The following is a 15,923-nucleotide window of genomic DNA, read 5'->3' as shown; positions in this document are numbered from 1 at the left end:
CAGGGCTCACTTGGGCTCCTCCTGCCAGCGGTAGCCGCGCGGGGTCACCATGCGTCCCGCGATGTCCCGGGTCGCCGTGTTGCCCACGGTCACGACGGTCATCATGTCCACCCACGCCGGGTCGAGCTCCGCGAGCGTGGTCAGCCGACTGGTGCCGTCCGGCCGGGAGGCGTTGCGCACGACGCCCACGGGCGTCGTCGGCTCCCGGTGCTCGGCGAGGATCGACAGCGCCTTGGGGAGCTGCCAGTCGCGGCCCCGGGAGCGGGGGTTGTAGAAGGTGACGACGATGTCCGCCTCGGCCGCCGCCCGCACCCGCCGCTCGATGACCTCCCACGGCGTGTGCAGGTCGGACAGGCTGATGGACACATGGTCGTGGCCGAGCGGCGCACCGAGGATCGCCCCGGCCGCGAGCGCGGCCGTCACGCCCGGCACGCCCACCACGTCGATGTCGTCGGACGCCTCGGCGAGCGCGGGGGAGGCCATCGCGTACACGCCCGCGTCCCCGCTGCCGATCAGCGCGACGGCCTGTCCGCGCCGGGCCTCCTCGACGGCTGTGCGGGCCCGCTCCTCCTCGGCCCCGAGCCCCGACTCCAGGATCCGGGTGCCGGGCCGCAGCAGGTCGCGGATCTGGTCCACGTACTGGTCGAGCCCGACGAGCACCGCGGCCCGCTCCAGCTCCGCCTTCGCGCGCGGGGTGAGCAGGTCCCGCGCGCCGGGCCCGAGCCCGACCACCGCGAGCCGCCCGCGCCCCGGCCGCCGTACGACGGCACAGGTCGCCATCGCCGGCTGCCCGTCCGTCCGCTGCGACTTCCGCTTGGGGACGAGGAGTTCACCGCCCCGGGCGAGTGCGGAGGCCTCGGCGACGGACGGGGTGCCGACGGCGGCGAGCGGCGCGTCGGACGGGTTCGGCACCTCGACGCCGGCCAACTCCTCGGCGGAGTACGTCACCACGGGCACCCCGAGCCGCGCGGCGGCCTCCACGATGCCGGGCTCGTCGCGCTTGGCGTCCACGGTGGCGAGCTCGGCGAGACTGCGGACGGACAGTCCCGCGTCCCGCAACGCGCCCTCGACCAGGGCGAGCACCTCATTGACCGGAGCACCCTTGGACGCGCCGACCCCCACGACCAGGGACGGCGGACGCAGCAGCACCTCCCGCGCATCGGGCTCGACGGCCCGATCCGTCAGCCGCACGGTGTACGCCCCGCGCTCCGCGAACGGCACCGGCGGCAGCGGCCACGGCGTCTCGGCGGCCAGCGCGACCGGCTCCCCGTCCAGCAGGGCCCGTGTCACGCCGGCCACATCGCCCTCCACCGGGAGGCCGAGGGTGTCCAGGCCGGGGATGCCGACGGCGTCCGTGGCCGTGGTCACCACGGGCTCGGCGCCCAGCAACCCACCCACGGCGAGGGCGAGTTCATTGGCGCCGCCCTCGTGCCCGCCGACCAGCGAGACGGCGAACCGCCCGGCCTCGTCGACGCACACCACACCCGGGTCGGACGCCTTGTCGGACAGCAGCGGCGCGACGAGCCGTACGACGGCCCCCGTCGCCAGGAAGCACACGAGCTGCTCGCACTCCGCGAACGCCCGCCGTACGGCGTCCCCGACGCCGTCGTACGCGCGGCCGTCGTACACGCGCGTGCGGTCCGGCCACGCCGCGGCCAGCCGGTCGCGTGCCGCCGCCCCCGCCGCGGTGGCGGAAATGAGGCCGATCACTGAGCAACTCCTTCTCGTTCAACGGGTTTTGTGTCGACGGGGCTTCTGGCGCCCCACAACAGGAACACGGGATTGGTGGCCGCGAGCCGGGTCACGTCGCCCGGCAGCGGTGCGAGCCGCGAGGACTGCAGCAGCACCCCGTCGCAGCCGAACCCGGCGTCGGCGAGCGCGCCGCGCACCGCGGGCACCCGGTCCAGCGCGGCCATGGCGACCACGACCGTCCGTCGGGCCCGCCGCGCGCACACGGCGACGATGTCGGGCAGCTCGCGCCCCCCGCCCCCGACGAACACGGCGTCGGGATCGTCGAGTTCGGCGAGCGCGTCCGGCGCGGTGCCATGGACGACATGCACGTCGACGCCGTGGGCGAGGGCGTTGGCCCTGACACGTCCGACCCCGTCCGCCGCCTTCTCGACCGCGCTGACGGCGGCGCCGAGCCGTGCGCACTCCACGGCCACGGACCCCGACCCCGACCCCACGTCCCAGACCAGGTCGCCGGTGCGCGGCCCGAGCCGGGCCAGGGCCAGCGCCCGCACCTCGAACTTGGTGATCATCGAGTCGCGGTGCGCGAAGTCGCCCTCGTCCAGCGCCCACCCGGCCGGCCGGTCGCCGCCCCCGGCCCCGGCCAGCGTCCGCACGGGACCGAGCACGCGCGTCTCGTCCAGGCACAGGACGACGCTCACCGCCGTCCCCCAGTCGCGGGCCGCCGCGTCGGCGGGGGAGACCCGCTCGACGCGCTCGCGCTCCGGGTCGCCGAGGGCCGAGGCGACCACGAGCGCCCGCCCGGGCGCGCTACGGGCGAGGGCGGCCCCCAGCTCGGCGGGCCCGGCGCCCGGCCCGGTGAGGACGGCGACCTTCGGATGCGCCCGGCAGACGTTGACGGCCGTCCGCGGATCCCGCCCGTGCGCGCTGACGACGACGGCGTCCTCCCAGGTCAGCCCGAGCCGCGCGAAGGCTGCGGCCACGGAGGAGACCCCGGGCCGTACCTCCAGCCGCGCCGCCCCGAACCGCTCGGCCAGCGCCCGCACGATCCCGAAGAACCCGGGGTCGCCCGAGGCCAGCACGACCACGGCCCGGTCCTTCGCGTCGTACTCCTCGATCGTGTCGAGGGCGGGAGCGAGCGGACCGAGGACGATCCGCTCGGCGCCCTCGGGGACCCGCACGGCGTCCAGGTGCCGCCGTCCGCCGACGACCAGCTCGGCGCCGGTCAGCTGCTCCGGGCCGGGCGGGGCCGCACCCGTGCCGGTCCCGATGACCGTGATCACGTACTGGCACCCCGCTCGCGCAGCGCCCGGCGGGCCTGCGGGTCGGCCTTGCGATAGCCGTGGAAGTGACCGGGGTGGTAGAGGTGCGAGCGGGTGCCGTGCGCGTCGAGGGCCGGGCCGACCAGGAAGAGGGTGTGCTTCCAGAGCTTGTGCTCCTTGACCGTCTCCTCCAGCGTCTCGATCGTGCACTTCACGACCAGCTCCTCCGGCCAGGTCGCCTGGTAGGCGACGACGACCGGGGTGGCCGTCGGATAGCCGCCCTCCAGCAGCTCCCGCACCAGCTGCCCGCTGCGGGCCGCCGACAGGAAGATCGCCATGGTGGTGCCGTGCCTGGCGAACTCCCGCACCTCCTCGCCGGGCGGCATCGGCGTCTTGCCGCCGCCGAGCCGCGTGAGGACGACGGACTGTGCGACCTCGGGGATCGTCAGCTCCCGCTGGGCGAGCGCCGCGACGGCCGAGAAGGAGGAGACGCCGGGGACGATCTCGGTGCCGACGCCGATCTCCCGGCACCGGTCGAGCTGCTCCTGGGTCCCGCCCCACAGGGCGGGGTCGCCGGAGTGGATACGGGCGACCTTGAGCCCCTCCCGCCGGGCCCGCTCGTACACGGCGACGACGTCCTCCAGGGACATGGTCGCCGAGTCGAGGATCTCCGCACCCTCGCGCGCGTGTTCGAGAACCTCCGCCTGGACCAGGCTCGCGGCCCAGATCACGATGTCGGCCTCCGCGATGGCACGCGCGGCACGGAACGTCAGCAGGTCGGCGGCGCCGGGGCCGGCACCGACGAAGGTCACCTTGCCGGTGGGGGCATCGGCCATGGATTCAGGTCCTCTCTTAGCAGATCACAACGGGTCGCAACGGGTCGTAACGGATGTCAGGGCCGTGGCCGGATGTGCGCGATCGGGGGTTCATCGGATAGCAAGGGCCTATGGCGGTCTTCGTCGCGCTCGGCGCGTTCCTCATGACGCTGGCCGGCGGCTGGACGGCACAACGCGTGACCGACCGCCGCCACCTGGTGCTGGGCCTGGCCGGCGGCCTGATGCTGGGCGTGGTCGGCCTGGACCTGCTGCCGGAGGCACTGGAGGCGGCCGGCACCGAGGTCTTCGGCGTCCCGGCCGCGCTGCTGCTCTTCGTGGCGGGCTTCCTGCTGGCCCATCTGGTGGAACGCCTGCTGGCGGTGCGCCAGGCCGCCCACGGCGCCGAGGAGCATGACGGCCGGACCCCCGAGGTGGGCCTGACGGCGGCCGCGGCGATGGTCGGCCACAGCGCCATGGACGGCATCGCGATCGGCGCGGCCTTCCAGGTGGGCGGCGGCATGGGCGCCGCCGTGGCGGTCGCGGTCATCGCCCACGACTTCGCCGACGGCTTCAACACCTACACGATCACGAGCCTCTACGGGAACGCCCGCCGCAAGGCCCAGGCCATGCTGGTCGCGGACGCGGCCGCACCGGTCGTCGGCGCGGCCTCGACGGCCTTCGTCACCATCCCGGAGCAACTGCTCGGCGGCTATCTGGGCTTCTTCGGCGGCGCACTGCTGTACCTGGCGGCCGCCGAGATCCTCCCCGAGGCCCACCACGAACACCCCGCCCGCTCGACCGTGCTGTGCACGATCGCGGGCGCGGCCTTCATCTGGCTGGTGGTGGGCCTGGCCGCTTGAGACCCGAGCCCTCGCCATCCCCGGTCTCACAGCTTGCCGCCCCGACCGCCGTCCCGCCGCGCGGGCGCGATGAGCGTCGAGAGATAGGGCAGCGGCTCCCCGTCCAACTCCTCGGCCGACCGAATGGATTCGTCCGCCAGCCCGAGCGCCGACCCCCACACGGCGTCCCCGAGCCGCCCGGTCTCCCGCAGCGCCTCGGCGACCTCGGCGGCCTGCCGCCCGAACTTGTACGCGACGACCGTCCCCGGCCCGGCCAGCGCGTCCTTCAGCACCGCCGACCCCGCGGTCACCGGCACGAGCGTCAACGGCTCGGTGCCCTCGGTCAGCACGGCGCCCGACCGCGCGGCCAGATCCTGCATGGCGGTGATGCCCGGGACGGTCTCGACCACGACCTCGGGCACCGCGCCCAGGATGGTCTGCGCGAGATAGGTGAACGTGGAGTACACGTTGGGGTCGCCGATGGTCGCGAAGGCGACGCTCCCGTGCTGCCGCAACAACTCGGCGACCCGCTCCCCGGCGGCGTCCCACGCGGCCTCCCGCCGCGCCCGGTCGGACCGCTCGTTCAGCGCGAACACGACCCGGACCACCTTGTCCTCGGGCACGTAGTGCAGCACCGTGGCCTCGGCCCGCCCCCGCTCACCGCTGTCCATCACGGGCACGACGACGACCTCGGCGGCCCGCAGCGCGTTCACGCCCTTGACGGTCACCAGCTCCGGATCCCCGGGCCCCACCCCGACCCCGACCAGCCTGCTGCCCACGCTGCTCATGCTGCTCATGACGTCCGGCACCTCTCCACGAACCGACGGGCCACACCGGGCTCGGACGCCCAGTGCGTGTGCAGATAACTCGCGTGCACACCTTGTTGTACGAAGCCTTCGACCCGCCGCTCGGGGGTACGCACCCCCCACGCGGGGGCCGCACCAGCCCCCGGCTCGACGACCGTCCGGTGGAACTCGTGCCCCCGCATCCGCGTCCCGGCCGGTGCCAGCACACTGTCGCTCACGGCGACGGCGTCCCGATAGCCGAGGGTGAGCCGTTCGGCCATCCGCGCGGTCGCGTCCAGCACACCGCACATCGGCTGCCCGTCCAGCTCCCGGCACAGATACAGCAGGCCCGCGCACTCGGCGGCCACGGGAGCGCCGGACTCCGCGAGGGCGGCGACGGACTTGCGCAGGGGCTCGTTGGCGGACAGCTCGGCGGCGTACACCTCGGGGAAACCGCCCCCGACGACGAGCCCGGCGGCGCCCTCCGGGAGGGACTCGTCGCGCAACGGATCGAAGGTGACGACTTCGGCGCCGGCGGCGGTCAGGAGTTCGGTGTGCTCGGCGTAGGAGAAGGTGAACGCTTCACCTCCGGCGATGGCGATCACCAGCCCGTCCGGCGCTTGAGGACGAGGCCCTTCGGGCCGAAGCGGGGGCCTGGGGGCGGCAGCCCCCACAACCGCAGCCGCATCCCACGCCGCACCCGACAACGCACCCGCACTCCGCGCCAGCCCCAGCAACGCTTCCAGATCACATCCGGCCGACACCTGCGCCGCCATCGCCCCGACGGAGTCGACCGCAGCCCCCCGCCGTTCGGCGACAGGAACCAGCCCGAGGTGCCGAGAGGGCGTGGACACCTGCGGCGCGCGCCGCAAGGCGCCCAGCACGGGCACCCCGGCCGACTCCAACGCCTCCCGCAGCAACTCCTCGTGCCGGTCCGAGGCGACCTTGTTCAGGATCACGCCCCCGACCCGCACCTGCGGATCCCACGAAGCGAACCCGTGCACCAGCGCGGCGACCGACCGCGACTGGGACGACGCGTCGACCACGAGAACCACCGGCGCCCGCAGCAGCTTCGCCACATGCGCGGTGGACGCCAGCTCACCCTCCCCCGCGGCCCCGTCGTACATCCCCATCACCCCCTCGACGACGGCGATGTCACACCCCCGAGCCCCGTGCAGGAACAGCGGAGCGACGAGCTCCGGCCCGCACAGATACGCGTCGAGGTTCCGCCCCACCCGCCCGGTGGCGAGTGAGTGATACCCGGGGTCGATGTAGTCCGGCCCGACCTTGTGCGGGGACACGGCGAGCCCCCGCGCGGCGAACGCGGCCATCAGCCCCGTGGCGACGGTGGTCTTCCCGCTCCCGGACGAGGGCGCGGCGATGACCAGCCGAGGGACGGAAGAGGGGGAGGTCAGCACGGCGTCACCACTCGATGCCCCTCTGCCCCTTCTGACCGGCGTCCATCGGATGCTTCACCTTGGACATGTCCGTCACCAGATCCGCGACCTCGACGAGCTTCTCGGGCGCGTTCCGCCCGGTGATCACCACATGCTGGGTCCCGGGCCGCTCCCGCAGCACCTCCACCACCTCGTCGACGTCCACCCACCCCCAGTGCATCGGGTACGCGAACTCGTCGAGCACATACAGCTTGTACGTCTCGGCGGCGAGGTCCCGCTTGACCTGCTCCCAGCCCTCGCGGGCCTTCTCCTCGTTGTCCATCTGGGAGTCCCGCTGCACCCAGGACCAGCCCTCGCCCATCTTGTGCCAGTCGACGGACCCGCCCTCGCCGGAGGCGCCCAGCACCCGCAGCGCGTTCTCCTCGCCGACCTTCCACTTAGCCGACTTGACGAACTGGAACACCCCGATGGGCCAGCCCTGGTTCCAGGCGCGCAACGCCAGCCCGAAGGCCGCGGTCGACTTGCCCTTGCCGATGCCCGTGTGCACGACGACGAGCGGCCGGTTCCGTCGCTGACGCGTCGTCAGCCCGTCGTCCGGCACCACACTCGGTTGCCCCTGCGGCATTACGCGGCCCTCCTCGAAGTCCCCTGAACGTCCCTGACCAGCCCGGCGATCGACTCCGCCCGCAGTTCGTCGAGCGTCACCGCGCTGCCGCCCAGCTCACCCGCGACCTGCGCCGCGAGCCCCAGCCGCACCGGCCCCGACTCGCAGTCGACGACCACGGACGCGACGCCCTCCGCGGCGAACAGCCGGGCCGCCCGACCGGCCAGCGCGACCGGCTCGGGCCCACCGGTGGCCCGCCCGTCCGTGACCAGCACGACCAGCGCCCGCCGCGCGGGATCGCGCAGCCGCTCCACCCGCAGCACGTCATGCGCCCTGAGCAGCCCGGCGGCCAGCGGCGTCCGCCCGCCGGTGGGCAGCGACTCCAGCCGGACGGCGGCCGCGTCGACGGACGAGGTCGGCGGCAACGCGACCTCGGCCGCCGCCCCCCGGAACGTCACCAGACCCACCTTGTCCCGCCGCTGATACGCGTCGAGCAGCAGCGACAGCACCGCCCCCTTCACGGCGCTCATCCGCTGCCGGGCGGCCATCGACCCGGACGCGTCCACGACGAACAGCACGAGGTTGCCCTCCCGCCCCTCCCGGGTCGCCTGCCGCAGATCGTCCCGCCGGATCACCAGCCCGCGCCCGGACCGGCCCCGCGCCCGCTGATGCGGAGCGGCGGCCTGCACGGTCGCCGCCAGGTGCAGCTTGGTGAGCGCCCCCTGCGGCCGCCGGGCCCCGGTGGTCCGTCCGTGCTCGGTCCGCGCCCGCGACCGCCGCCCCGCGGCCCCCTCGCCGATCCCGGGCACGCTCAGCACCTTCGTACGGAACGGCTCGGCGGCCCGCACGGCGGACTGCTCCCCGGCGCCGGAGGGCTGCGGCTCCCCGCCCTCCCCGGCCTCGGGCCGCGCGGCGGTGTCACCGCCCTCGGGGCCGTCCCCGTCGGACGGCGGCGGCTGCCCGCCGTCCCCGCCGCCGGGCCCGCCGGGATCAGGGTCGGGATCGGGGTCCTCGTCCTCGCCCGCGAACTGCTCCAGCGTCTCGTCCAGCTTGTCCTCGTCCATGCCGGGCGCGTCGAAGGGGTTGCGCCGCCGCCGGTGCGGCAGCGCCAGCAGCGCCGCCTGCCGTACGTCCTCGGCGAGCACGTCGGTCCGCCCGGCCCAGGCGGCCAGCGCGACCGCCGTCCGCGCCATCACGATGTCGGCGCGCATGCCGTCCACCTCGAAGGCCGCACAGGTCGCCGCGATCTGCCGGAGCGCCCCGTCGCCGAGCCGCACGGACGGCAACAGCTCCCGCGCCGCCACGATCCGCGCCCGTACGGCGGACTCCTCGTCGGCCCAGCGCGCCGCGAAGCCCTCCGGATCGTCGTCGTACGCGAGCCTCCTGCGCACCACCTCGACCCGCTGGTCGGGCTCCCGCGAGGCGGCCACCTCGACGGTCAGCCCGAACCGGTCGAGCAACTGCGGCCGCAGCTCGCCCTCTTCGGGGTTCATGGTCCCCACGAGCAGGAACCGCGCCGCATGCCGGACGGAGACACCCTCGCGCTCCACATAGGAGGCGCCCATCGCGGCGGCGTCCAGCAGCAGGTCCACGAGATGGTCGTGGAGCAGGTTGACCTCATCGACGTACAGGATGCCGCGGTGCGCGTCGGCCAGCAGCCCGGGTTCGAACGCCTTCACGCCCTCGGCTAGCGCCCGCTCGATGTCGAGCGCGCCGACCAGCCGGTCCTCGGACGCGCCGACCGGCAGCTCGACCATCCGGGCCGGCCGGGACTCGAACGCCCCCGGCTCGTGCGGCCCGTCCGGGCAGGCGGGGTCGGGGGAGCCGGGATCACAGGAGAACCGGCACCCGGAGACGACGTCCAACGTGGGCATCAACGCCGAAAGCGCCCGCACGGCCGTGGACTTGGCGGTGCCCTTCTCGCCGCGCACCAGCACACCGCCGACCGCCGGGGACACGGCGTTCAACAGCAGCGCGAGCCGCAGATCGTCCTGACCGACCACGGCCGTGAACGGGAACGGGGTACTCAACTGTCGCCCTCCAGATCGCCTTCGAGCTCCAGGTAGGTGGCGCGCAGCCGCTCGAGCGTGTCCGCGTCCGGCTCCGCCCACAGCCCGCGGTCGGCGGCTTCGAGGAGCCGCTCGGTGATGCCCCGCAGCGCCCATGGGTTGGACTTCTTCATGAAGTCCTGGTTCTCCGGGTCGAACACGTACTCGGCACTGAGCTTCTCGTACATCCAGTCGTCGACGACCCCGGCGGTGGCGTCGTACCCGAAGAGGTAGTCGACGGTCGCCGCCATCTCGAAGGCGCCCTTGTAGCCGTGCCGGCGCATGGCCGCCATCCAGCGCGGGTTGACCACCCGGGCACGGAACACCCGGTGCGTCTCCTCGCCGAGCGTGCGGGTCTTCACATGGTCCGGGGTCGCCGAATCGCCCACGTACGCCTCGGGGTTGGCCCCCGTCAGATGCCGGACCATGGCGACCATGCCGCCGTGGTACTGGAAGTAGTCGTCGGCGTCGACGAGGTCGTGTTCGCGGGTGTCGACGTTCTTCGCCGCGACCGCGATCCGCTTGAACGCCGTCTCCATGTCCCCGCGCGCCGCCCGCCCGTCGAGCCCGCGCCCGTAGGCGTAGCCGCCCCAGACGGCGTACACCTCGGCGAGGTCCGCGTCGGAGCGCCAGTTGCGGGCGTCGATCAGCGGCAGCAGCCCCGCCCCGTACGCCCCCGGCTTGGAGCCGAAGATACGGGCCGTCGCGCGCCGTCGGTCGCCGTGCTCGGCGGCGTCCTCGTCGACGTGGGCGCGCACGAAGTTCTGGTCGACGGGCTCGTTCAGCTCGGCCACCCTCCGCACCGCGTCGTCGATCAGCCCGACGACGTGCGGGAACGCGTCCCGGAAGAACCCGGAGATACGGACCGTGACGTCGATGCGCGGCCGGCCCAGCTCCTCCAGGGGGACCACGTCGAAGCCGGTGACCCGGCGCGAGGCGTCGTCCCACACCGGGCGGCAGCCCAGCAGCGCCAGGATCTCGGCGATGTCGTCGCCCTGGGTGCGCATCGCGGACGTGCCCCACACCGTCAGGCCGACGGACTTCGGATACTCCCCGGTGTCGTGGAGGTAGCGCTGGACGAGGGAGTCGGCGAGCGCCTGCCCGACCTCCCAACTCAGCCGGGACGGAATGGCCTTGGGGTCGACGGAGTAGAAGTTGCGGCCGGTCGGGAGCACGTTGACCAGCCCGCGGGTCGGCGAGCCGGACGGGCCCGCCGGGACGTAACCGCCGTTGAGGGCCTTGAGGATGTGGTCGATCTCGTCGGTCGTCTTCGCCAGCCGCGGCACGACCTCGGTGCAGGCGAACTCCAGCACCGCGACGGCGTCCGGGAGTTCGACCCCGACGACCTCGCGTACCAGCGCGGGGACCGCGGCCGTCGCCCAGCCCCGCTCCTCCATGCCCTCCGCGAACCGGCGGCACAGCTGTTCCAGCAGGTCGATGGCGTCGGCGGCCGAACGGGCCGGACCCTCGACCAGGTCGGTCAGCTCCACCGGCGCCTTCACCGGCGCGCCCGGCTCGGCCAGCAGCTCCTTCTCCACCAGGCCGAAGTGCTCGGCGAGACAGGCCCGCAGCCCCGGCAGGGCGTTCGCCGTGCCGCCCCACACCTGCGAGGCCCGCAGCACGGCCAGCACGAGGTTCACCCGCGCCTCGTCGACCGGACCGCCGCCGAGGATGTGCAGGCCGTCCCGGATCTGTACGTCCTTGATCTCGCACAGATAGCCGTCGATGTGCATGACGAACTCGTCGAAGGCCTCGTCGTCCGGCTGGTCGTCCACATGCAGGTCGTGGTGCAGCTCGGCGGCCTTCACCAGCGTCCAGATCTGCGCCCGCACGGCCGGGGCCTTGGTCGGGTCCAGGTCGGAGACGAGCGCGTACTCGTCGAGGAGCTGCTCCAGCTTGGCCAGGTCGCCGTAGGTGTCGGCGCGCGCCATCGGCGGCACGAGGTGGTCGACCACCGTGGCGTGCCCGCGCCGCTTGGCCTGGGTGCCCTCGCCGGGGTCGTTGACGATGAAGGGGTAGATGAGCGGGAGTTCGCCGAGGACGGCGTCCGGGGCGCAGCCGCCGCTGAGCCCGAGTCCCTTGCCGGGCAGCCATTCCATCGTGCCGTGCTTGCCCATGTGGACGACGGCGTCCGCGCCGAAGCTGTTGTCCAGCCAGCGGTAGGCGGCCATGTAGTGGTGCGACGGCGGCATGTCGGGGTCGTGGTAGATCGCGATCGGGTTCTCGCCGAAGCCGCGCGGCGGCTGGATCATCACGACGACGTTCCCGAACTGCAGGGAGGCCAACACGATGTCGTCCCCGTCGACGTACAGGCTGCCCGGCGGCTCGCCCCACGCCTGGAGCATCCCGCTGCGCAACTCCGGGTCGAGCTGGTCGAACCACGCCTGATAGTCGGCGAGCGGCACCCGCGCGGGAGCGGCGGCCAGCTGCTCCTCGGTGAGCCATTCGACGTCGTGGCCACCGGCGTTGATGAGCCGGTGGATCAGCTCGTCGCCGTTGTCCGGGTGTCCCTGGACCGCGTATCCGGCGTCCCGCAGCGCGTCGAGCACCCGCACCGCGGACGCCGGGGTGTCGAGTCCGACCGCGTTGCCGACCCGCGAGTGCTTGGTCGGATAGGCGGTGAACACGAGCGCCAGCTTCTTCTCGGCGTTCGGCTTGTGCTTCAACTGCGCGTGCCGTACGGCGATTCCGGCGACGCGTGCGGCCCGCTCGGGGTCGGCGACGTACACGGGAACGTCGTCCGGGCCCTGCTCCTTGAAGGAGAAGGGGACCGTGATCAGCCGCCCGTCGAACTCGGGGATGGCGACCTGCATCGCCGCGTCCATCGGGGACACGGCCGCGTCGGACGCCATCCACGCGGCGTGCGACGAGGTCAGGCAAAGGCCCTGCAGCACCGGCACATCGAGGTCGGCGAGCGCCCCGATGTCCCAGGCCTCCTCGTCGCCGCCGGCCGAGGCCTGCGAGGCGTGCGTGCCGCCGGCGGCGAGGACGGTGGCGACCAGGGCGTCGGCCCGGCCGAGGATCTCGTACAGCGCGGGGTCCGCGCCGCGCAGCGAACCGCAGTACACGGGGAGGGCGTTGGCGCCCTTCGACTCGATCGCGTCGCACAGGGTGTCCACGAATCCGGTGTTGCCGCTGAGCTCGTGGGCCCGGTAGAAGAGCACGCCGACGGTCGGCCGCCCGTCGAGAGACGGCCGCTCGCCGTGCACGCCGTACTCCGGCATCTTCTGCGGCTCGACGAACCCCTCGCCGGTCAGCAGCACGGTGTCGGACAGGAACCGGGCCAGCTCGGTCAGGTTGGCCGGCCCGCCCTCGACGAGATACCGCAGCGCCTCCGCCACCACGCCGGCCGGCACGGAGGACTCGGCCATCAACTCCGCGTCCGGCACGGTCTCGCCGCCCAGCAGCACGGTCGGGATGCCGGACGCCTTCAGCGCGGCCAGCCCGTCCTCCCAGGCCCGCTTCCCGCCGAGCAGCCGGACGACGGCGAGGTCGGCGCCGTCCAGGAGAGCGGGCAACTCGTCCGCGACGCCGATGCGGGTCGGGTTGCCGATCCGGTAGTCGGCGCCGGAAGCGGCCCGGGCCGCCAACAGATCGGTGTCGGCGGTCGACAACAACAACACTGTGCTCATGCGGGCGCTCCCGGTGGAATGAAAGGCAGTCCTTGCGGCGCGCCCGACTCGATGAGCCGCCAGAGCGCGTCGGTGTCCGCGTGCTGTTCGATCAGGTCGCCGAGCCGGTCGAGCTGCTCCTCGCGCAGCCCGGCGAAAGAGGTGTCGGGGGCGGGCACGAACCGGCGGCCCGCGGCGGCCGCCACCTCGCGCAGAAACGCCCGCCGGAAGCCGTCCGACTCCAGCGAGCCGTGCCAGTGCGTGCCCCAGGTCTGGCCGACCCGGCAGCCGTCCAGGAAGGCGGTTCCGCCCAGGATCTCGGCGACCCCGTGGTGGATCTCGTACCCCTCGACCACCTCGCCGAGGGCTTCCCCCACCGGCCGGGTGAGGGTCTTCTCCCGGGCGAACCGCACCCGGACCGGAAGGAGTCCGAGACCTTCCACGTGACCCTGCCGGCTCTCGACCTCGTCCTCGATGTGCTCGCCGAGGATCTGGAAGCCGCCGCAGACGCCGAGGATCGGCCGGTCCTCGGCGGCCCTGCGCATCAGGGCCTCGGCGAGGCCGCGTTCGCGCAGCCACTCCAGGGCCCGGACCGTGCCCCGGGTGCCGGGGACGACGACGAGGTCGGCGTCGGCGAGCTCCTCGGGCCGGTCCACGAACCGCACGACGACGCCCGGCTCGGCGGCCAGCGCGTCCACGTCGGTGAAGTTGGACATGAGGGGGACCGCGCAGACGGCGACCCGCAGCACGTCCTCGCCGACGGGCGGGGAGACGTTCGACTCCCGCACGGTCCCGCGCAGCGACACCCGAAGCCCGTCCTCCTCGTCGATCCCGAGCCCGTGCCGGAACGGCAGCACCCCGTAGGTCCGCCGCCCGGTGAGCCCGAGCAGCATGTCCAGGCCCGGCTCCAGAAGGCTCACATCCCCCCGGAACTTGTTGACGAGGAACCCGGCGACGAGTGCCTGATCCTCGGGGGAGAGGAGCGCGACGGTCCCGAAGAAGGACGCGAAGACCCCGCCACGATCGATGTCGCCGACGACGAGGACGGGAAGCCCGGCATTCCGGGCGATCCCCATGTTGACGATGTCGGTCCGCCGAAGATTGATCTCGGCGGGAGAACCGGCCCCCTCACAGATCACCGCGTCATACGTGCCCCGCAACTCGGCGAGACAGTCGAGAACGGTTCCCAGGAGTCTCTGCTGCCGTCCCCCGTGATAGCCGCGGGCGCTCATCTCCCCGACGGGCTTCCCGAGCAGCACGACCTGACTGCTCTGCTCGCCGCCCGGCTTCAGCAGCACGGGATTCATGAGCGCGGTCGGTTCGACCCGGCAGGCCTGGGCCTGCATGGCCTGCGCCCGCCCGATCTCGGCGCCTTCCTTCGTCACAAACGAATTCAGGGACATGTTCTGGGCCTTGAAGGGCGCGACCTTCACCCCCTGCCGCACCAGCCACCGGCAGATCCCGGCCGTGACGACACTCTTGCCGGCATCGGAGGTCGTGCCGGCGACCAGAAGACCGCCGCCCGTCATGAAGTACGCCCCTTCGCTTTCGCGTTCACCGTCGTGGCGAGAGCGCGCGCGGCGACGGTCACGCCGAGCGCGAGGAGGCCGACCCGGCGGGAGAGCCGCGCGGCACGTTCGATGTCCCGGGCGACGACGGGCCGCCCGGCCGCCGCGTTGAGCACGGGCCGGTGCTCGACCCGGCCGCCGTACGACAGGGTCCCGCCCAGCCGCACGCCGAGCGCCCCGGCGAACGACGCCTCGACGGGCCCGGCATTGGGACTGGGATGCCTGCCCGCGTCCGCCCGCCAGGCCCGAACGGCCCCGCGCGGATCGTCCCCGGCCACGGCGGCGAGCACAGCGGTCAGCCGGGCCCCCGGCCACCCGGCCAGGTCGTCGAGCCGAGCGGAGGCCCACCCGAAGCGCAGGTATCTCGGAGACCGGTGCCCGACCATGGCGTCCAGGGTGTTGACGGCCCGGAACCCGACCAGCCCCGGCACCCCGCCGACGGCCCCCCACACCAGCGCCCCCACGACGGCGTCGGAGGTGTTCTCGGCGACGGACTCCACCACGGCCCGGGCGATCCCGTCCGCGTCCAGCGCCTGCGGATCCCGCCCGCACAGATGCGGCAGCCGCTCCCGCGCGGCGTCGACGTCACCCGCTTCGAGGGCCCGCCCGATGCCCCGCGCCTCGCGGACGAGGGAGGAGCCCCCGACGACGGCCCAGGTGGCGGCGGAGGTGAGGACGACGGAGACGGCGGCGGAGGACCGTCCGCCGCGCGAGGCGGCAGCCCCCAGCCCGACGGCGCTCCCGGCGCACACCAGGGTGTGCAGGGCGCCCCACCCCCGATGATCCCGCCACAACACCCGCTCCACGCCACCCGCGGCCCGCCCGAAGGCGGCGACCGGATGCCCTCGGCGGGGATCGCCGAGGAACAGATCGCCGAGGAGGCCGGCGGCGGCGCCGTACGCGAAGACGCGATCGGCACGCACGGGCTCAGCCGGCCGTGGGGTCGGGCAGCGAACCGGTGCGGTACCTCAACGGCCCAGCGAGCATAGCGATATGTCCTCACTCAGGGTGTCCGCGCCCTGGTTCGACTAGACCGGCGGGGAGAGTTCCTGGCTCCCGGGGGCTTACTACCCCGGTGACAGTGGCGGGACCGCGCCGGATTCGCACCGGCTTCCTCTCCTACCGCCGTTGATGGCTCCGGCAGTCCACCACGGGCCCGGAACGGCCGTCAACTTGCCGTTGACCTGCGCGGGGAGAGTGTGCAGAACCCCACACCGCCACTACGACGGCCGCCACTCGCACCCGGCTCGCGGAGGAAAAAACGGACCGCCCTGTGCGGCTCGTCGAAGAGCCGCACAGGGCGGT

11 protein-coding genes and 1 riboswitch are annotated in these 15,923 nt (G+C 73.6%); of the genes, 1 reads left to right on the top strand and 10 read right to left on the bottom strand.

Translation table 11 applies throughout. The annotated features are described in order from the left end of the window. Nucleotides 1–6 precede the first annotated feature (6 nt). Genes cobJ through cobM form a run of 3 tightly spaced genes read right to left on the bottom strand, consistent with a single transcriptional unit; the run spans nucleotide 7 to nucleotide 3,787 of the window. Complete coding sequence (cobJ, locus tag ABZ725_RS36295) at nucleotides 7–1,710, bottom strand: precorrin-3B C(17)-methyltransferase (RefSeq protein ID WP_358806666.1); 1,704 nt, start codon at nucleotides 1,708–1,710, stop codon at nucleotides 7–9. After that, entirely contained in the window at nucleotides 1,707–2,972 is a 1,266-nt protein-coding gene (gene cbiE / locus ABZ725_RS36290; RefSeq protein WP_358806665.1) for a precorrin-6y C5,15-methyltransferase (decarboxylating) subunit CbiE, read from the bottom strand. The genes cobJ and cbiE overlap by 4 nt, the downstream gene beginning before the upstream one ends. After that, nucleotides 2,969–3,787, bottom strand: coding sequence for a precorrin-4 C(11)-methyltransferase (cobM, locus tag ABZ725_RS36285; protein ID WP_358806664.1), 819 nt, complete (start codon nucleotides 3,785–3,787; stop codon nucleotides 2,969–2,971). The genes cbiE and cobM overlap by 4 nt, the downstream gene beginning before the upstream one ends. A 110-nt stretch (nucleotides 3,788–3,897) precedes the next feature. Between cobM and ABZ725_RS36280 the strand changes: the two genes are divergently transcribed. Continuing rightward, nucleotides 3,898–4,626 carry a ZIP family metal transporter gene (locus tag ABZ725_RS36280; protein WP_351908372.1) on the top strand — a complete coding sequence of 243 codons (729 nt, stop codon included), beginning with the start codon at nucleotides 3,898–3,900 and terminating at the stop codon, nucleotides 4,624–4,626. A gap of 26 nt (nucleotides 4,627–4,652) precedes the next feature. Here ABZ725_RS36280 and cobI read toward each other — a convergent pair whose 3' ends face one another. The 7 genes from cobI to ABZ725_RS36245 are packed head-to-tail and all read right to left on the bottom strand — an operon-like array spanning nucleotide 4,653 to nucleotide 15,541. Then, nucleotides 4,653–5,414 (bottom strand): precorrin-2 C(20)-methyltransferase, encoded by a 762-nt coding sequence (gene cobI, locus ABZ725_RS36275; protein WP_358806663.1) that lies wholly within the window; start codon nucleotides 5,412–5,414, stop codon nucleotides 4,653–4,655. Further along, entirely contained in the window at nucleotides 5,399–6,808 is a 1,410-nt protein-coding gene (locus tag ABZ725_RS36270; protein WP_358806662.1) for a cobyrinate a,c-diamide synthase, read from the bottom strand. Before ABZ725_RS36270 ends, cobI begins: the two co-directional genes overlap by 16 nt. 4 nt (nucleotides 6,809–6,812) lie before the next feature. After that, nucleotides 6,813–7,412: a cob(I)yrinic acid a,c-diamide adenosyltransferase gene (gene cobO / locus ABZ725_RS36265; RefSeq protein WP_351908366.1), complete on the bottom strand. Its 600-nt coding sequence runs from the start codon at nucleotides 7,410–7,412 to the stop codon at nucleotides 6,813–6,815. After that, a complete protein-coding gene (locus tag ABZ725_RS36260; protein WP_358806661.1) occupies nucleotides 7,412–9,421 on the bottom strand; it encodes a putative cobaltochelatase in 2,010 nt (669 codons plus the stop codon). Before ABZ725_RS36260 ends, cobO begins: the two co-directional genes overlap by 1 nt. Continuing rightward, nucleotides 9,418–13,071 (bottom strand): cobaltochelatase subunit CobN, encoded by a 3,654-nt coding sequence (gene cobN / locus ABZ725_RS36255; protein ID WP_358806660.1) that lies wholly within the window; start codon nucleotides 13,069–13,071, stop codon nucleotides 9,418–9,420. The genes ABZ725_RS36260 and cobN overlap by 4 nt, the downstream gene beginning before the upstream one ends. Further along, complete coding sequence (locus ABZ725_RS36250) at nucleotides 13,068–14,579, bottom strand: cobyric acid synthase (protein ID WP_358806659.1); 1,512 nt, start codon at nucleotides 14,577–14,579, stop codon at nucleotides 13,068–13,070. Before ABZ725_RS36250 ends, cobN begins: the two co-directional genes overlap by 4 nt. Next, nucleotides 14,576–15,541, bottom strand: a complete 966-nt coding sequence (locus tag ABZ725_RS36245) for a cobalamin biosynthesis protein (RefSeq protein WP_358806658.1) — start codon at nucleotides 15,539–15,541, stop codon at nucleotides 14,576–14,578. The genes ABZ725_RS36250 and ABZ725_RS36245 overlap by 4 nt, the downstream gene beginning before the upstream one ends. A gap of 98 nt (nucleotides 15,542–15,639) precedes the next feature. Then, a riboswitch (cobalamin riboswitch) is annotated at nucleotides 15,640–15,775 on the bottom strand. Between the last annotated feature and the right edge of the window lie 148 nt (nucleotides 15,776–15,923).

Origin of the sequence: Streptomyces sp. NPDC006872 (assembly GCF_040635845.1) — a bacterium.
Taxonomy (GTDB): domain Bacteria; phylum Actinomycetota; class Actinomycetes; order Streptomycetales; family Streptomycetaceae; genus Streptomyces.
This window is presented reverse-complemented; position numbering and strand designations above follow the sequence as displayed.

What these genes read in the sequence shown, in the direction of transcription:
- cobM (WP_358806664.1), bottom strand. Translation starts at nt 3,787, where the DNA reads ATGGCCGATGCCCCCACCGGCAAGGTGACCTTCGTCGGTGCCGGCCCC.
- cobN (WP_358806660.1), bottom strand. Translation starts at nt 13,071, where the DNA reads ATGAGCACAGTGTTGTTGTTGTCGACCGCCGACACCGATCTGTTGGCG.
- ABZ725_RS36250 (WP_358806659.1), bottom strand. Translation starts at nt 14,579, where the DNA reads ATGACGGGCGGCGGTCTTCTGGTCGCCGGCACGACCTCCGATGCCGGC.
- ABZ725_RS36280 (WP_351908372.1), top strand. Translation starts at nt 3,898, where the DNA reads ATGGCGGTCTTCGTCGCGCTCGGCGCGTTCCTCATGACGCTGGCCGGC.
- cobO (WP_351908366.1), bottom strand. Translation starts at nt 7,412, where the DNA reads ATGCCGCAGGGGCAACCGAGTGTGGTGCCGGACGACGGGCTGACGACG.